The following is a 15,615-nucleotide window of genomic DNA, read 5'->3' on the forward strand; positions in this document are numbered from 1 at the left end:
TTTAAACAGTAGTTGTAGACAGTTAAAATATATTGTCTACAATTACTACATTTTCTTTTAACATCTGAATGTATAAATACTCATTTTCCACGTAAAATCCATATAATTCAGTATCTTCACTGATTTCTCCACAATCTCCAATATACTTTCCAAAAGAATACCTTCCAAACTTAACCGGTAATTTCAAGGAACTCTTTTCCTTGTTTATCCCTATAATATCTCCTTCATAAATATTATTACCACTTTTATCCTTCAGCCCGGTAAATTCAGTAACTATATATCTATCTTCAGTATCTGAATATCCCTTTGGATATGGATTGTCACTTATACAAAACTTCTTATTTTCCCTATCCCAGATTCTGAATTTAAATTTTCTCATTTATAATCCTCCATAACTAATAATCAATTTAATTATATACTAACACATTATCATAAAATCAGTATACTAATATTAAAGCTAGTATTTATAGGTGGTAATTTCTATGGGATTATTAAGTATATGTTTAATGGGAATATTCATAATAATTATTGGACTTGTACTAAAATTATATTCTTCAAAATATAAAAATAAAAGTATAGGGTATAGAACATCCTTTGCCATGAAAAATAAAGAAACCTGGTATGAAGCAAATCGTTTCTTTGGATTTATGATAGTATTAACTGGAATCTTTTTCACTCTATTTTCAATATTTATAAGCTATTTAACAATATTAGAACAATCCCTGCAATTAAGAATATCCATAGTAATCTTATTTATTCTATTTATAAATATCATATTTTACACAGAAGTTCATCTCAGAAAATTATTTGATGAAGACGGAAACAGAAAAATTTTATAGTAAAATATCAAAATAGTGCACTATTAAAGCGAAAAATATTGCACTATTTATATACGCACTGTTGGTTCAAGTATTGTCAATGTATTATTATAAGTGTTAAGGTTGGCTTGAGCACCTATAGGTATAGTCATCTTGTATGTGCCGTGTCCTGATGCCAAATTTGTCATAAGAGGCTTATTCAGTGGAACTATAACTTCATTAATTAAATCTTCATATGACTTACCATATGCAGGTTCGCAATTCGTGCATTCTCCCATAATGATACCTGCACAATCCCTAAGTTTGCCTGCTAATATCAGATGGTTTATATACCTGTAGACTGTATTAATAGGTTCGTGGACTTCTTCGATTAAGAGTATTTTTCCTCTTGTATCAATTTCAAAAGTTGTACCAAGATTATCTACAAATGATGTAAGGTTACCTCCTACTATGGGGCCGGTTACGTTGCCAGAAACCCTGCTTATTAGTGGCATTCCAGGAGGATTTTCAAGTCTCCTTGGTGAGATAATTGTAGAGGTAGCAGCAAAAAATTGATTCATGTTGTATGCGGGAGTATTGGATCTAAAATCTATTAAAAGAAGGCTGTGAAAAGTAATTAAGTTAGCCCATATATACAAAACATTTAATAAAATTGTTATATCACTGTAACCTGTAATAATCTTGGGATTCCGAGCAATAACAGGATAATCAAGATATGGTATAATACCTGCAACACCTACTCCACCTCTTGTCGGTATAATTGCCTTCACATCAGGATTTTTAAACATTTCCATCAAATCAGAAGCCCTCTGCTGTTCTGTAGATGCTACATATCCACCATAAGAATATACATATTTCCCTAAAACCACATTAAATCCCATATCTTTAAGAGTCTGTATGCCCGCATTGATGACATCTGCAGACAACGGGCTCCCTAAAGTAACTATTCCTATTGTATCTCCTGTACGTAAAATCTGTGGTTTGACTGCCATATAATCCACCTTCTAAATAACTTAATAATATATAATATTATAATATTGTAAAAAATATCACCCATACCCACTCATATCCATCATCCTCACAGACAGGAAGTTCAAGCTTAGCAAACTACTAAAAACTCACTTTATTATTAATAGAATATTATATGAAATTACTCAAATAGTTTCTAATTAATGATATAACATTCAATACAGCTCCCCCATTTATCCACTCTATAAACCATAACCCATTTGATATACACTTAAGAAAGAAAAATTTAAAAAACCCTTGAAATTAATTCGTATTGATGATAATTTAATTTATGAATATTTTAATTTCAAATAAAATGAGGAATAGTGAATTTATGAATAATGATATAGAAATTAATAAAGCTTTAGAAAAAGCAGAACAAGCTTTTGAAGAAAACAAGCTGATTAAAGCACTTGATTTATATAATAAAGTTTATAAACTTTCAAAGGGTAATGATGTAGATGCAATAATTGGTTTGGCTTTAATATATGACTATTTGGGAAAATCAGAAAAAGTTAAAGAGTATTATAAAGAAGCTTTAACTATAGATGAATATGAAGAAAGGGCCTATTATGGTTTGGCTGCAATATATGATGATGAAGGGAATTATGAAAAAGCTATAAAATTGTACAATAAAGCAATTTATATAAACCCAAATTATCACAAAGCTTATTTTTTCCTGGCAAATGCCTATGATGTATCTGGTAAAAAAATTTCAGCAATAGAAACTTATGAAAAACTATTACGTTTAAACCCCATGGATTTTTGGGCAAATTTGAATCTGGGAAGCATTTATGAAGAAGAAAATCAAAACAATCTTGCATACAAGAAATTTTCAACAGCTTTAAAAATAGATCCCAATAATTATCTTGCTTTATTTAACATGGGGGTAATTTGTTATAAATTTAATATGTTGAAAAAAGCTATTAGATTCTATGAAAGAGCAATTGGAAAAAATAAAGATTACGAATACAGTTATTTAAATTTAGCAGTAATTTATAAGTATATAGATACAAAAAAAGGTATAAAAATTTTATCTAAGGGAATCAATAATTGTATTAATGTGGACTTTTTATACTATAACAGAAGTTGTTTTTATGCTTTAATAAATGAAGAAAATAATGCCTGTGAAGATATAATTAAGGCTTTAGAATTATATCCACAATTTTTAAAATATGTTCTAGAAGATGAAGAATTGGAAAGCATAAGGGAATTAAATTCATTCAAGGAATTTATAAAAAAAGAGCATAGATTTGTATAAAATCCAAATCTATGCTCTTTTTTTTATAAAAATCTCAAATGTACCAATCTGTCATTAAAACTGTTTTTAATGGCATCAGAATTTTCATTAAATTTTCTGATCCGCAAGTATAAAATTATTAATTGCATAGGCAACGCCTGATTCATTATTCGTCTTAGTAACATATTTTGCCGCTTTCTTAGCATCTTCAACTGCATTTTCCATAGCTATTGGCATACCTGTACACTTTAACATATCCATATCATTATAGTTGTCTCCAAATGAAATAACTTCACTTAAATTTACATTTAATTTTTCAGATAGAATCTTTAATCCATTTCCTTTGGATATATTTGAAGCCATAACATCTAAAAGAAGTTCTGCAGACTTCACAATTGTAAGATTATCATATGCTGAAAATTTATCGTTCACCACTTTAACTTCATCTGTATCACCACAAATCAACAATATCTTTAATATGTCCATAGAATCTTTTTCTACACTTTCAATTATGTTTTCATCCACAAATTTAACTGGTATCTTCAAACTGTCAGGTAAAGATTTATTAAGATTTACATAGCGTATACCTTTTGCATTATCCTCATTAGCATATATGTAATCTGCAGTATATATTAGAAATTCCAAATTATTTTCAAAACAATACTGCAGCATTTCTTTTCCTAAATTTCTATCCAATACTTTGGAGTAAAGTACCTTTCCTGTCTTTATATCTTTTATCAAGCCTCCATTACAGCATATAACAGGGCCTGTCAATCCCAACTGTTCTATATATGACTTCAGCAAATGATCTATTCTCCCAGAAGCAATGATGATTTCCGTACCTTCCTTCTGAAGTTTCTTTAATGCTTTCTCATTTTCTTCTGATATAGCTTTTTTAGAATTCAATAGAGTGCCATCCATGTCACATACACACCACTTATATTTAAGCATTAATTCTTCTCCCTTCCATCCATTATAAAATTCATTAAAATACAATGCCATTAACTATTCTAACATTAATACACTAATTTTTATAGAAATTTTAAATAAATTAATATTTTTTTGTGATAAAATATATTAGTGCTATCACCTATTCTGGATATATTTTTTTATTATGGAATTTTAATCATATTAATATAAGGAGGAATCTCAATGAAAGTAAGACGATTGACTTTATCAGCACTGTTTATTGCAGTAGGAGTTCTAGGTGGAACTTCCATATATATTCCTGTTGGAATTGCAAAATGTTACCCCATTCAACATGCAGTTAATGTAATGGCAGCAATTATACTTGGTCCTTTTTATTCAGTATCTATTGCATTTTGTATATCCCTTTTAAGGAACTTCATGGGTACAGGATCACTGCTGGCATTTCCAGGAAGCATGATTGGAGCATTTTTTGCCGGTATATTATATAAAAAATTCAGGAAGCCAATAACTGCTGTTATAGGGGAAATTTTTGGGACAGGAATATTAGGATCTCTTGTATCAGTTCCAATAGCTAATTTTATAATGGGAAAAAGTGTAGGTGCCGTTGCATTTATAATTCCTTTTTTAATAAGCACTACAGGTGGGAGTATTATAGGATACGCTATTATTAAAGTGCTTCAATCTAAGGTTAAAACCATATTAAACAGCATATAAGAGTTATTGAATAGAGAGTAAATTTATAAAAAATAAATCTACTCTCTATTTAAACTGATTAATATGGTTTTCTATAAGTATGCATACTGCTGTGTCTAGAAAATTGCTAATAACTATTTACCAATAATCTCTGCTGTCCTTCTATTATTGTAATTATAACATTTTTAATTTTTAAATTAAACTAAGATCAAACTAAAAAGATAAATTTATATCTTTTCAGATTGGCCTCTCTTGATTTTAAATATATGATTTAAACCTCTTCACTAACTTCTTTTTTATCATCTTGTTTTGAGAATAAGTTTACGTCAAAACCCTTTTTATTACCTATCAATATCAACAAACTCAATACTACGCCAACTGCAAGTCCCCAGGTAGCTCCTCTTGCAACTATTACAGCTGCCATTACACCTGCAATTCCCAAATCATTCATAGTACGTGCCTTCAACACACCTATTCTTACAGAAACATATCCTTGAATTAACATAGTCAAAGCCAATGCTATACTTAAAACAGGAGTAACAAAAGTAACTATAGGCATAAGAAAATAGCCTGTTAAAGTTCCAAATCTAAAGGAACCTGATCCTCCATTTATTGAATCCATGGCTTTTCTACCGTGTTTGTATCTATCGCACACAACAACTTGCATAGCAGCCCAAAGAGGTCCACACATAGTTATATCTGGTCCTATAAATGACATTATCATATTACGCAGGCCAAATATTAAATGTGATCTATTAGGATTATATTCTATTAGTTCATCAGGTCTGGCTTTTTGTGCATCTTCAAGAAGTGCCTGAGCCTGGATCATTTCACCAAATAATATTACATAAGCTGAAAATACCATTGGTAGTGCCTGTATAAACATCTTTGGAGATGGAAATCCAATTGACCAAAATGTCCAGTGGCTCCATAATTCACCAAATGATGGATTTGAAAATCCCCATTTGATACTTGGCCACACAGTTTCTCCTACAAGAGGCCCTACTACAACTGCTAGTAACACACAAGGCAAAATTCCCAAATTAGAAATAGTTCTAAAAATACTATTTTTATTTCTTATGCTTTTGAAATGGTTGGAAAACAACAAGTAAAATGCAAGTCCTATACAAATTACAATTGACCAGGGAAACTTATCAAAATTGCCCCCTTTTCCAAACACAGTATTAACAGCTGCAAGTCCTGCTCCTATTATGATTCCTGCCTGCATACAATTAGGTATTAAAGATATGACCTTTTTTCCAAGTCCGGTGATTCCAAGAAATGCAGCTAGAATACCTAAACTTAATTCAAATGCAATCAATGCCTGTACTCTTTGAGGCCCCATTGGAAACCCACTTACATATAACATTAAAAGCGGTATAGCAGGTGTAACCCATCCAGGTATAACTGGATCACCCAGCAAAACATGAGTACAATAAAATATTCCATTAAGAATAACAATGGCCAGTGCAACTCTAAATGGCATCCCTAAATACTGCTGAAGCATAGGGATTGCACCAAGACAGACAGCACACATCAAAAGTCCCTGAATATAATCCGGGAGTTCAAATTTATAGTGGACTCCTGGAATACGTACTTTAAAGGGACCTGCAGATATATATGGTTGTTCCTTGCCATATTCTCTTTTTTGTGACATATAAATTCCCCTTTACTATTTATTTATGGGTTTGTTCGTATGTTAATTGAATCTTCTGTTGAATTCTCCAGTTAAACTGTCTCTAAAATCAGGATGGGCAATATTTATAAGAGCTTCTGCTCTTTGTTTCAGTGTTTTTCCTCTAAGTTGTGCAATACCATACTCTGTAATTATATAATCCACTTCATTTCTAGAAGTAGTAATTGCCGCTCCTTCATCTAAAAATGGAACTATTCTTGACACCTTGCCATGAGCTGCAGTAGATGGTATTGCAATAATAGCCTTTCCATCTTCAGCCATGCTTGTACCCCTTATAAAGTCTACCTGGCCTCCAACTCCACTTATCTGTTTCAATCCTATACTTTCAGAACATACCTGTCCCATTAAGTCTACCTGAACACAAGAATTTATAGAAACCATCTTGTAATTCTTCATAATAACCATGGGATCATTTACATAATCTACCGGATATGATTCAATCATAGGATTATTATCTATAAAATCGTATAATCTCTTTGTTCCCATTAAGAAAGTTACAACTATCTTACCAGGATGGAGAGTCTTTTTCTTGTTGTTTATAACTCCTGCCTCTACTAGTTCAACAACTCCATCAGATATCATTTCAGAGTGTATTCCAAGATCCTTTTTATCTTTCAAGAACAATAATACAGCATCTGGAATCGCCCCTATTCCAAGTTGCAGTGTTGAGCCATCTTCAATTAACGAAGCACAGTACTTTCCTATGGCCTTTTCTACCTCACCTATTTTAGCTGGTTTTAATTCTATTATTGGATGTGAAGACTCTACAATATAATCAATATCTGAAACATGTATAAAAGAATCTCCCAAGGTTCTAGGCATATTTTTATTTACTTCAGCAATTACCAGTTTTGCACTTTCTGCCCCAGGTTTACTATAATCATTGGATACTCCAAAACTGCAGTATCCATGTTCATCAGGCTCACTCACCTGAATTAATGCCACATCTATTGGCAAATACCCTTTTTTAAACAATCTGGGAACTTCATAAAAGAAACATGGTGTATAATCTGCTCTTCCAGATTTTACGGCTTCTCTTGTGCTGGCACCTACAAATAGAGCATTATGGTGAAAATATTTCTCCATTCCAGGTTTAACATATTCACCTTTTCCCATAGCTACCATATGCACTATTTCCAGGTTTTCATATTGTTCCCTATTTTTAACCAGGGCATCAATAAGATCCAGTGGTTCTCCAACAGCATGTGAAACAACTATTCTACTGTTGGATTTTATCTTTGAAACTGCCTCTTCTGCACTGACTAGTGCATTTTTGTATGAATCCTTCCAGTTCACAAAAACCATCCTCTCTATATAGTTAAAATACTTCTTTATATGATAATAATCATCCACATCTGTAACTAGCATTTTTTTAAATCTGAACTTAAACTTTTCATGATCTGCACAACAGCTGCTGCAGCCACATAGGACTATAACCATATCATAAATCTTGTCCACCTTTGCGACTTCAAAATCCGCACTAAATTCCGCTTCCATTCTCTTTAGAAATTCTCTTCTATCGTATCCTGCATTGCATCCTCCACAATACTTGATTCCTACACTTAATCTAGGCATATTATATTTTTTTACTCAATATTTTTTTACTCAATATTTTCTTTGCCATGGATATCATTTCTTCATCCATATACTGTATGAGCTGTACTTCTTTTATCTCAGGAATTTCTTTTTTTAGAGAAGTTTCAACTATATCTTTAACAGTGTATTTTGCAGAAATACAGCTGCTGCACTCACCTAAAAATCTTATTTTAACTATCCCATCTCTTATGTCTAAAAACTCAATATCACCATTATGACTATTAAGATACGGTCTTATTTTTTCTTCAATTACTTTAAGTATCCTATCTTTCATAGTTATTTCCTCTATTCTTCTATTCTAGCTATAGCTTTTGCCAATTTCTTCTTAGCAGGAAGATTACCCTGTCTTGATATCATTATTCTCTGGGCTTGTGGTGAACCTGCTCCGTGCATTGATTCGGTTCTGTAGCCTACTGCTGCAGTTCCAAGACTTAAGTTTTCTATTAATCTCAATATTCTCATTCTATTTTCTGTAGATACAGAATTAACTCCTACTAAATACTTCTCTATATATCCTTTAGTTTCAGGATTGTTATAGTCTTTTTCAGATGGAAGAGTAACCATTAATCCACCTGCTATATCTTCTGCCAATCTTACTATTTCATATGGAAATCTAGTTACATTTTGTTTACATACATTTGCAAGAAGTAAATTTATTTCATAGTTTCCTGCCTTAGTTGGATGCCCTTCTGCAGAACATGCAATTCCACATGCATATAGAGTTTCATTTAAATGTGTCATTTCTATTAGTTTATCCTTTATATGAGATGCTCTTGCTGCTCCATTATAATCTGCAGCCAATGCAGCAGCTCCTATCAAGACATCACCTACACCAACTTTGCATCCACCATAACTCTGTCTATGATATCCTGCAAACCTTTCTACAAGCATCCCTGCATATTCACTTTCACCATTTAAAAATATCCTGTCATTTGGTACAAATACATCATCAAATACAACTAAAGCCTCTACTCCACCAAATACCTTGTTTCCAACATCTATGTCTGCATTTTTTTCAGACTTTCTAGTGTCACAGGATTGTCTGCCAATTATCATAGTTATTCCCTTTGTATCTGTAGGTACTGAAAATGCTACAGCATAGTCTTTATCTTCTGGTCTCATGGCTACTGTTGGCATTACAAGTACCTCATGAGAATTACAAATGCCTGTTTGATGAGCTTTGGCACCTCTTACAACAATTCCATCAGGCCTTCTCTCTACTACTCTCAGGTATAAATCAGGATCAGCCTGTTTACTTGGTGAAAGTCCTCTGTCACCTTTCGGATCAGTCATAGCTCCATCTACAGTTAAATCATTGTCCTGTACGTATGCTAAAAACTTCTTGAAATTTTCAAAATAATTTGTTTTATATTCCTTGTCCACTTCATAAGTAGTACTATAAACTGCATTAAAAGCATCCATTCCAACACATCTTTGAAAACAGGCAGCTGTTTTTTGTCCTAGTAATCTCTGCATCTTTACTTTTTTAACTAGATCCTCTGAATTCTGATGTAAATTTGTAAATCTATTTATTTTTTTACCTGTTAAGTTTGAAGTCGTTGTCATTAAATCCTCATACTCAGGTTGCTGAGCCAATTCATAAGTCATCTTTACAGAATTCAATGATGGACGAAGTATAGGATTGTCCACCGGACTGTCTACCTTATCTCCCAACATATAAATATTTAAATTTAATTTACGTATACTTTCTACATATTGTTCTCCTGTCATTAAAGCCATTACAATCAACCCTTCCAAAATTATTTTTATTTTTTATTATTGTACAAATATATCAAGCAAATCTGATGCCAAACTTGTCAATCTTAAAAAGAAATAAATATGAATGCCTATTTTATGAGCACTTAAGTACTTTCATTCATTAAAATAGGCTTAATTGTTATTTATATTAAATTACTATTTTGCTGCATTATTGCATCAGAAAACGTTTTTATAGGTAAGAAAATTCTTTGTTTGGTAATAGTAAAGTCCTTAAATTAATAATTTAAAACAATTGCATAATTGCAACAAATTTTATTTTTGCAACATACTAAGTCTATTATAAAAGCATATTTAATAATTCATATTCTAATTTTTTGTTGTGATTTTCAATATCTATATCTTTAAAATCAACATCTATTATTTTATTATCCCTGATACCTACAGCTCTACCTGTACATCCATCCAATAATAATTGTACTGCTCTAACTCCCATTTTACCTGCCAATAGTCTGTCAAATGCAGATGGACTTCCTCCCCTTTGCAAAAATCCCAGTACAGTACCTCTCATACTAATATTTAATTTATCTTCTATATATTTTTGCAATTTTTCTATATCATACATTCTTTCAGTTATTATTATTATATTATCCTTTTTTCCAGATAAAATATTTTTATTTAATTTTTCACATATATCATCAAAACTGAGTTTTCTCTCAGGTGTAGATATTATTTCTCCACCTCCTGCCAGAGCTGAATACAATGCCAGATCACCACAATATCTACCCATTACTTCTACAATAGTAGTCTTGTCATGAGAACTATTCGTGTCTTTTATTCTCTTTATACAATCAAGAACCGTATTCAGAGTCGTATCGAATCCTATACAGTAATTTGTATAATTTAAATCATTATCTATAGTACCTGGCAATCCTATAGTATTTATACCTAACTTGCTCAACTTTTCCGCACCCTTGAAAGATCCATTTCCACCTAGTACTATCAGACCACTTATTTGAAATTTTTTCAGTGTATCAACTGCCTTTTTTCTTCCATCCTCTTTCATAAACTCCGGACATCTGCTAGTTTTTAAAACAGTTCCCCCTTTTTCTGCTATATTGTCCACACTAGAAAAATTCAATTTTATCAAATTGCCTTCTATAAGTCCTCTATAACCACATTTTACTCCAAAAATTTTCATATTATTGTAAATTGCAGATTTCACTACAGCTCTTATAGCTGAATTCATTCCTGGAGCATCTCCCCCACTTGTTAAAATTCCTATTCTCATTAATATCACCACCTGTTATTAACTTAATACAGATACGTATTATTCTTTCTAGTTGAATATAACTATACCCTTGATAAATATTTTTTTAATTTTTCTGTTATATTTAAAATAAACTATTTTGCTGCTTCGCAGCACTTTTATATAATTCACATTCAATTTTTTCCAAACTTTTTCCCTTTGTTTCAACAACTTTATACCATGCAAAAATAAATGCAAATATATTCATTACAGCATAGGCAATAAATAACGCTGTATCAAATTTCTCAAGTAATACAGGTAACGTCAGCAAAACAAGCAAAAATATAACCATATATTTATTGAAGCATTGTTTTTATTATTCAGATTTTAATGAATATTACAATATTTATTTACAATTATATTTCTATAATTTTATTTTTACTGCAAAATACTGTTGTAAATCCATCTTTTAATTTCAAATGCAACTTTTACATTATATCTTTCTATACAAACAATTTTAATACATTTACATGTTCTGTAATGTTTTTTAACTTATGATTAGGATTCTTAGATTAATTTTCAATGAGTTGATAAATATTTACATCGTACTTATAGTATAACTCATCATATACTTAGTTCTATAGATTTCTTGCTTTTTATGTTAAAGTGTTCTTTTTGTACTTAGGATACTCCCTTCTTGAAATTACTAAATTTTTGTTTCAAGTTCTGCAGCATTATAAAAAATAAAGGAAGGAATAACTTATAAGAAATTATTCCTTAATTCCAATTATCTAAATTTTAATATAACCTCTTATATATATCAATTATGTCTTTTCTTGAAAGAGGCTCATAGTTATTTACAAGTAATCTCTGCTGCCCCTTTATAACTTGATCAGTAAAAATCTCAATTTCTTTTTCTTTCATTCCATATTCCTTGAGTGGTTTTCTAGGTAACAATTTATCTAAAACTTTTGATAGTTCTTCACATACATTCTCTTGGTTACAATTCAATATATCAGATAATAAATTATTGAATATCTTTATCTTGCCATTAGGATTCTTTTTAACATAAGTTTTTAATATTTCTGTAAAGAAAATATAATTTGCCTCACCATGTGGTACATGATAATTGCCTCCTATTGGATAAGAAAGTGCATGTACAGCACCACATCCAGCATTTCCAAAGGCAATACCTGCATAATTGCTTCCAAGAACAAAATCTTCAATTATCTCAGTTCTATAATCCTGCCCTTTCTTCAATATATTTATATATCCATTCAATATTAATTTTATTGCATCTATACTAAACATTTCGGTATAAGGTGTAGCCTTTGGAGATAAATAAGATTCAGATGCATGAATAAGAGCATCTACAGAACTAGTTACAAAGAACTTATATGGCAGTCCCTTTACAACTTCAGGTATTAACACTGCATAATCTGCATATAATTGATCTCCTGCAATTCCTTTCTTGGTATGTCTGGATTTAAGTTCTGCAACAGATACATCTGTAACCTCAGAACCAGTTCCACAAGTTGTAGGAACAATAATCAATTCTTTATCCTTTATCAAAGGAACCTTACCATCAAATATATCCAGTGAGTCTTTCGTATATTTAAGTCTTAAAAGTTTAGCTATATCTATTACAGTTCCACCCCCTAATGCAATTATTCTTTTGTATTTTTTATCACCTATATCACTGATTATTGCATTTATCATCTGGTCAGATGGTTCTCCAGCACCATATTTCTCCTGAAATACAGTATCTGCTCCATCAGAATATTTTTCCAAAAAAGGCTTATACAAAAATTCATTAGTAAGTATAAGATCACCTTTTCCGACATTGAAAAATTTTGCAAATTCCTTAGTTGTATCAAATTTATAAATCTTAGGCACTATCTCTAATAACTTCATTAATATTCCTCCAAGCATAAGTTAATTTAAACTTATTTATAAAACTGTGGTTTATCTATTGTTAAAATATCCTGTGCTGCTCCAATATTTCTTGATTTAATCAATGCATCTGCTGTAACGCAGGCAATATAGCCATCCCAGGAATTTGGACCAGTTAACTTATTGGATTTAACTGAATTCACCCATTCTTGAAATTCTATGTCATATGCTTCTATAAAACGCTGTGACCAATCCTCATAAATTTCATAAGAACGCTGACAATTATATCGAACAAGGGGTTTATTAGGATCTGGAAGCCTAACAGCACCTTTTTCACATACAATCTCACATTGAATATCGTAACCATATCCAGAAGACATATTGACTTCTACATCTATTCTTACTCCACTTTTAGTTTTAAGTTGAATTATCTGTGGATCTAAAAGTTCCTTTGATGAATTACAATTCTGTTTTACAGTAAGCACTTGTCCACTTTCATATTCTTCATCCAGCAACCAACGTGATATATCTATCTCGTGAATTCCAGAATTTGTGATAGTCATGTCTGTAGTATGGCTGGGAATATGTGTAAGATTTCTATGACATGCATGAATCATTAAAGTTGAACCCAACTTGCCACTTTTTATGATCTCCTTTAATTCACGATATCCTCTATCGAAACGGCGCATGAATCCAACCTGTACCAAATGCCTTTTACTCTGAATTTCAGCATTCATAATATCTTTACATTCATCTGCAGTAGTAGCAAGTGGTTTCTCACAAAATACATATTTACCTAATTTAATACTCTCCAACACGTAACCTGCATGAGTTTGATCCCATGAAGCAATAACTACAGCATCAACTTCCGGTGCATTAATAACTTCCTCTCCGGTTTTATAGAACTTAGCTCCATATTTTTCAGCAATTTTTTGTGCTGTACCCTCATTTATATCAGAGACTGCTGTTACTTTGGCTCCTGTAATTACATTGGTCAAACGACGTATATGTTCCTGACCTATTCCCCCAGTTCCAATTACCCCAACTTTAAGATCCATATCAATATTCCTCCTTAATTTTAAAGTCAATAATTTTCATGAAGCTATATTTTAGTATACGGTTACATAAAATTGATAATCATCATGCATGAATTTAAGAATTCAAACATTGCTACTGTATATAGTATAGCTTACTACACATTTAATTCTATAGATTTCTTGCTTTTGCATTGTACTATAAATCAATACTTTATAATAAATTACTAAATATTAACTAGACAATAAGCCCAAATATTTGATATATTGCTTTGCTTATAAAATCATACTGATAAAGTTAACTTTCAGATCTAGTTTTATAACTTCTAAAATAGTCTTCCATTTGTTCCAGTGACTTTCCCCTAGTTTCTGGTACAACCATAATTGCACATATTATACATAAGACTCCAAGTAAAACAAATATAAGAAAAGTGCTTGACAATCCAAAGTATGCAATCAATATAGGAAAAGTAAGTCCAACTGCAAAATTTCCTATCCAATTGAAAAATGTTGCAACACCATACCCCATTCCTCTTACTCTAAGTGGGAATATTTCAGACAATAAAAGCCATGTCAATGGTCCCAATGTAGCTTGATCAATAGCTAGAAAAATCATGGTCAAAATAACTATTACAAAAGGAAGTGTTCCTGAACCTGAAAGTACATGAGAAACAATAGTTATAGCAAGCCAGGTTACAGTAGTTCCACAATATCCAATTATCAACAAAGGTCTTCGATTACACCTATTGGACAGCAAGTGCATATAAATCCACGATGCGACAACAGACATTATTCCATTTCCTATGTTTGCTATCAATGCCGTTTTAACTCCAAAACCAGATTTCTCCAATACAGTTGTTCCATAGTACATCAATACATTGACCCCTGCAAATTGTTGTATAATAGCTATTAAGCAACCAATTATTACAATACGTCTTATCCATGGTATACCAAGCTCTTTAAATGTAGCACGTTCCAAACTGCTTTCAGCTTCAATATTTTTTTGAATTTCCTTGATTTCTGCTTCTGCTTCCTGTTCTTCACGAGTTTGTCTTAAAATTTCCAGTGCATCAGCAATTTTTCCATGAGATGCCAGCCATCTTGGAGTTTCTGGAACTACAAGCATCCCAAACCACAAGACAACAGCTGGAATAGATGATATAGCTATCATATAACGCCATATCCCCGGATTTTCGAAAACATTACCCAAAATTCCATTGAATATATAGGCCAATAATTGTCCAGTAACAATCATAAATTGATCCCTTGAAACAAGACTTCCTCTTATTTTAGTAGGTGCCATTTCAGCCAGTAAGGTTGGCACAACAACAGATACTCCACCTACACCAATACCTACTATAAATCTACATATAATAATTATCTCAGCATTTGGAGAAATTGAACACCCTATAGTTGAAAAGAAGAACACTGCAGCAAGAACTTTAAGCACCTTTTTCCTTCCATATTTATCAGAAAAATGTCCCATAAGTACTGCACCTATAGCAGCTCCCAGCAAGAGCGAACTTGTGACAAGTCCTTCAGTTAAAGGAGTCAAATTCAATTGATCTTTTCTAGCTATAAAAGTTAGTGCACCATTAATTACCCCACTATCATAGCCAAATAACAGTGAACCAAAAGTTGCTAAAATGGAAATCTTTCTTAAAAATTTTTTCTTGTCTTTATTAACAGTTTGTTCCATATATTTAATACCCCCATATTTATTAATTATATGACCGTTATTG

The 15,615-nt window shown here is 31.6% G+C and carries 15 protein-coding genes; 3 read left to right on the forward strand and 12 right to left on the reverse strand.

The window, feature by feature from the left end:
• Positions 1-22: 22 nt before the first annotated feature.
• Complete coding sequence (locus J418_RS0103480; protein ID WP_017751876.1) at positions 23-379, reverse strand: YopX family protein; 357 nt, start codon at positions 377-379, stop codon at positions 23-25.
• Between the two features lie 103 nt (positions 380-482).
• On the opposite strand from J418_RS0103480, the gene J418_RS0103485 reads away from it, so the two are divergent.
• On the forward strand, positions 483-839 hold the full coding sequence (locus tag J418_RS0103485) for an SdpI family protein (RefSeq protein WP_017751875.1): 357 nt from the start codon (positions 483-485) through the stop codon (positions 837-839).
• A 47-nt stretch (positions 840-886) separates the two neighbouring features.
• Here the strand turns inward: J418_RS0103485 and J418_RS0103490 are convergent, their stop codons facing one another.
• Positions 887-1,810, reverse strand: a complete 924-nt coding sequence (locus J418_RS0103490) for a S66 peptidase family protein (protein WP_017894801.1) — start codon at positions 1,808-1,810, stop codon at positions 887-889.
• Between the two features lie 350 nt (positions 1,811-2,160).
• Between J418_RS0103490 and J418_RS0103495 the strand changes: the two genes are divergently transcribed.
• Positions 2,161-3,087, forward strand: a complete 927-nt coding sequence (locus J418_RS0103495; RefSeq protein WP_017894802.1) for a tetratricopeptide repeat protein — start codon at positions 2,161-2,163, stop codon at positions 3,085-3,087.
• Between the two features lie 87 nt (positions 3,088-3,174).
• Here J418_RS0103495 and J418_RS0103500 read toward each other — a convergent pair whose 3' ends face one another.
• A complete protein-coding gene (locus J418_RS0103500; RefSeq protein ID WP_017894803.1) occupies positions 3,175-4,017 on the reverse strand; it encodes a Cof-type HAD-IIB family hydrolase in 843 nt (280 codons plus the stop codon).
• Between the two features lie 201 nt (positions 4,018-4,218).
• On the opposite strand from J418_RS0103500, the gene thiW reads away from it, so the two are divergent.
• The gene (thiW, locus tag J418_RS0103505) at positions 4,219-4,710 is read left to right on the forward strand and encodes an energy coupling factor transporter S component ThiW (RefSeq protein WP_017751871.1); all 492 of its coding nucleotides are present in this window, start codon (positions 4,219-4,221) and stop codon (positions 4,708-4,710) included.
• 250 nt (positions 4,711-4,960) lie between these two features.
• Here thiW and J418_RS0103510 read toward each other — a convergent pair whose 3' ends face one another.
• The 9 genes from J418_RS0103510 to J418_RS0103550 form a co-directional block, all read right to left on the reverse strand.
• A complete protein-coding gene (locus J418_RS0103510) occupies positions 4,961-6,346 on the reverse strand; it encodes a hypothetical protein (RefSeq protein WP_017894804.1) in 1,386 nt (461 codons plus the stop codon).
• A 42-nt stretch (positions 6,347-6,388) separates the two neighbouring features.
• The gene (locus tag J418_RS0103515; RefSeq protein WP_207736498.1) at positions 6,389-7,690 is read right to left on the reverse strand and encodes an acetyl-CoA hydrolase/transferase family protein; all 1,302 of its coding nucleotides are present in this window, start codon (positions 7,688-7,690) and stop codon (positions 6,389-6,391) included.
• A 271-nt stretch (positions 7,691-7,961) separates the two neighbouring features.
• Positions 7,962-8,255, reverse strand: a complete 294-nt coding sequence (locus J418_RS0103520) for a NifU family protein (protein ID WP_017894806.1) — start codon at positions 8,253-8,255, stop codon at positions 7,962-7,964.
• Positions 8,256-8,266: 11 nt separating this feature from the next.
• Entirely contained in the window at positions 8,267-9,721 is a 1,455-nt protein-coding gene (locus J418_RS0103525) for a 4-hydroxyphenylacetate 3-hydroxylase family protein (protein ID WP_017751867.1), read from the reverse strand.
• Between the two features lie 316 nt (positions 9,722-10,037).
• Complete coding sequence (gene pfkA, locus J418_RS0103530; protein WP_017894807.1) at positions 10,038-10,988, reverse strand: 6-phosphofructokinase; 951 nt, start codon at positions 10,986-10,988, stop codon at positions 10,038-10,040.
• A 103-nt stretch (positions 10,989-11,091) separates the two neighbouring features.
• Positions 11,092-11,286 carry an MFS transporter gene (locus J418_RS0103535; protein WP_017894808.1) on the reverse strand — a complete coding sequence of 65 codons (195 nt, stop codon included), beginning with the start codon at positions 11,284-11,286 and terminating at the stop codon, positions 11,092-11,094.
• A gap of 458 nt (positions 11,287-11,744) precedes the next feature.
• Positions 11,745-12,860 (reverse strand): 4-hydroxybutyrate dehydrogenase, encoded by a 1,116-nt coding sequence (locus tag J418_RS0103540; protein WP_017894809.1) that lies wholly within the window; start codon positions 12,858-12,860, stop codon positions 11,745-11,747.
• A gap of 32 nt (positions 12,861-12,892) precedes the next feature.
• Positions 12,893-13,897, reverse strand: a complete 1,005-nt coding sequence (locus J418_RS0103545) for a Gfo/Idh/MocA family oxidoreductase (protein ID WP_017751863.1) — start codon at positions 13,895-13,897, stop codon at positions 12,893-12,895.
• A 274-nt stretch (positions 13,898-14,171) separates the two neighbouring features.
• Positions 14,172-15,572, reverse strand: coding sequence for a sugar porter family MFS transporter (locus J418_RS0103550; RefSeq protein ID WP_017751862.1), 1,401 nt, complete (start codon positions 15,570-15,572; stop codon positions 14,172-14,174).
• Between the last annotated feature and the right edge of the window lie 43 nt (positions 15,573-15,615).

This window comes from Clostridium tyrobutyricum DSM 2637 = ATCC 25755 = JCM 11008, assembly GCF_000359585.1.
GTDB lineage: Bacteria > Bacillota > Clostridia > Clostridiales > Clostridiaceae > Clostridium_B > Clostridium_B tyrobutyricum.

Coding starts and splice junctions, on each gene's coding strand:
- J418_RS0103485 (WP_017751875.1), top strand. CDS start 483: ATGGGATTATTAAGTATATGTTTAATGGGAATATTCATAATAATTATT.
- J418_RS0103515 (WP_207736498.1), bottom strand. CDS start 7,690: ATGGTTTTTGTGAACTGGAAGGATTCATACAAAAATGCACTAGTCAGT.
- J418_RS0103520 (WP_017894806.1), bottom strand. CDS start 8,255: ATGAAAGATAGGATACTTAAAGTAATTGAAGAAAAAATAAGACCGTAT.
- J418_RS0103525 (WP_017751867.1), bottom strand. CDS start 9,721: ATGGCTTTAATGACAGGAGAACAATATGTAGAAAGTATACGTAAATTA.
- J418_RS0103550 (WP_017751862.1), bottom strand. CDS start 15,572: ATGGAACAAACTGTTAATAAAGACAAGAAAAAATTTTTAAGAAAGATT.
- J418_RS0103495 (WP_017894802.1), top strand. CDS start 2,161: ATGAATAATGATATAGAAATTAATAAAGCTTTAGAAAAAGCAGAACAA.
- J418_RS0103480 (WP_017751876.1), bottom strand. CDS start 379: ATGAGAAAATTTAAATTCAGAATCTGGGATAGGGAAAATAAGAAGTTT.
- thiW (WP_017751871.1), top strand. CDS start 4,219: ATGAAAGTAAGACGATTGACTTTATCAGCACTGTTTATTGCAGTAGGA.
- J418_RS0103540 (WP_017894809.1), bottom strand. CDS start 12,860: ATGAAGTTATTAGAGATAGTGCCTAAGATTTATAAATTTGATACAACT.
- J418_RS0103510 (WP_017894804.1), bottom strand. CDS start 6,346: ATGTCACAAAAAAGAGAATATGGCAAGGAACAACCATATATATCTGCA.
- J418_RS0103500 (WP_017894803.1), bottom strand. CDS start 4,017: ATGCTTAAATATAAGTGGTGTGTATGTGACATGGATGGCACTCTATTG.
- J418_RS0103545 (WP_017751863.1), bottom strand. CDS start 13,897: ATGGATCTTAAAGTTGGGGTAATTGGAACTGGGGGAATAGGTCAGGAA.
- pfkA (WP_017894807.1), bottom strand. CDS start 10,988: ATGAGAATAGGAATTTTAACAAGTGGGGGAGATGCTCCAGGAATGAAT.
- J418_RS0103490 (WP_017894801.1), bottom strand. CDS start 1,810: ATGGCAGTCAAACCACAGATTTTACGTACAGGAGATACAATAGGAATA.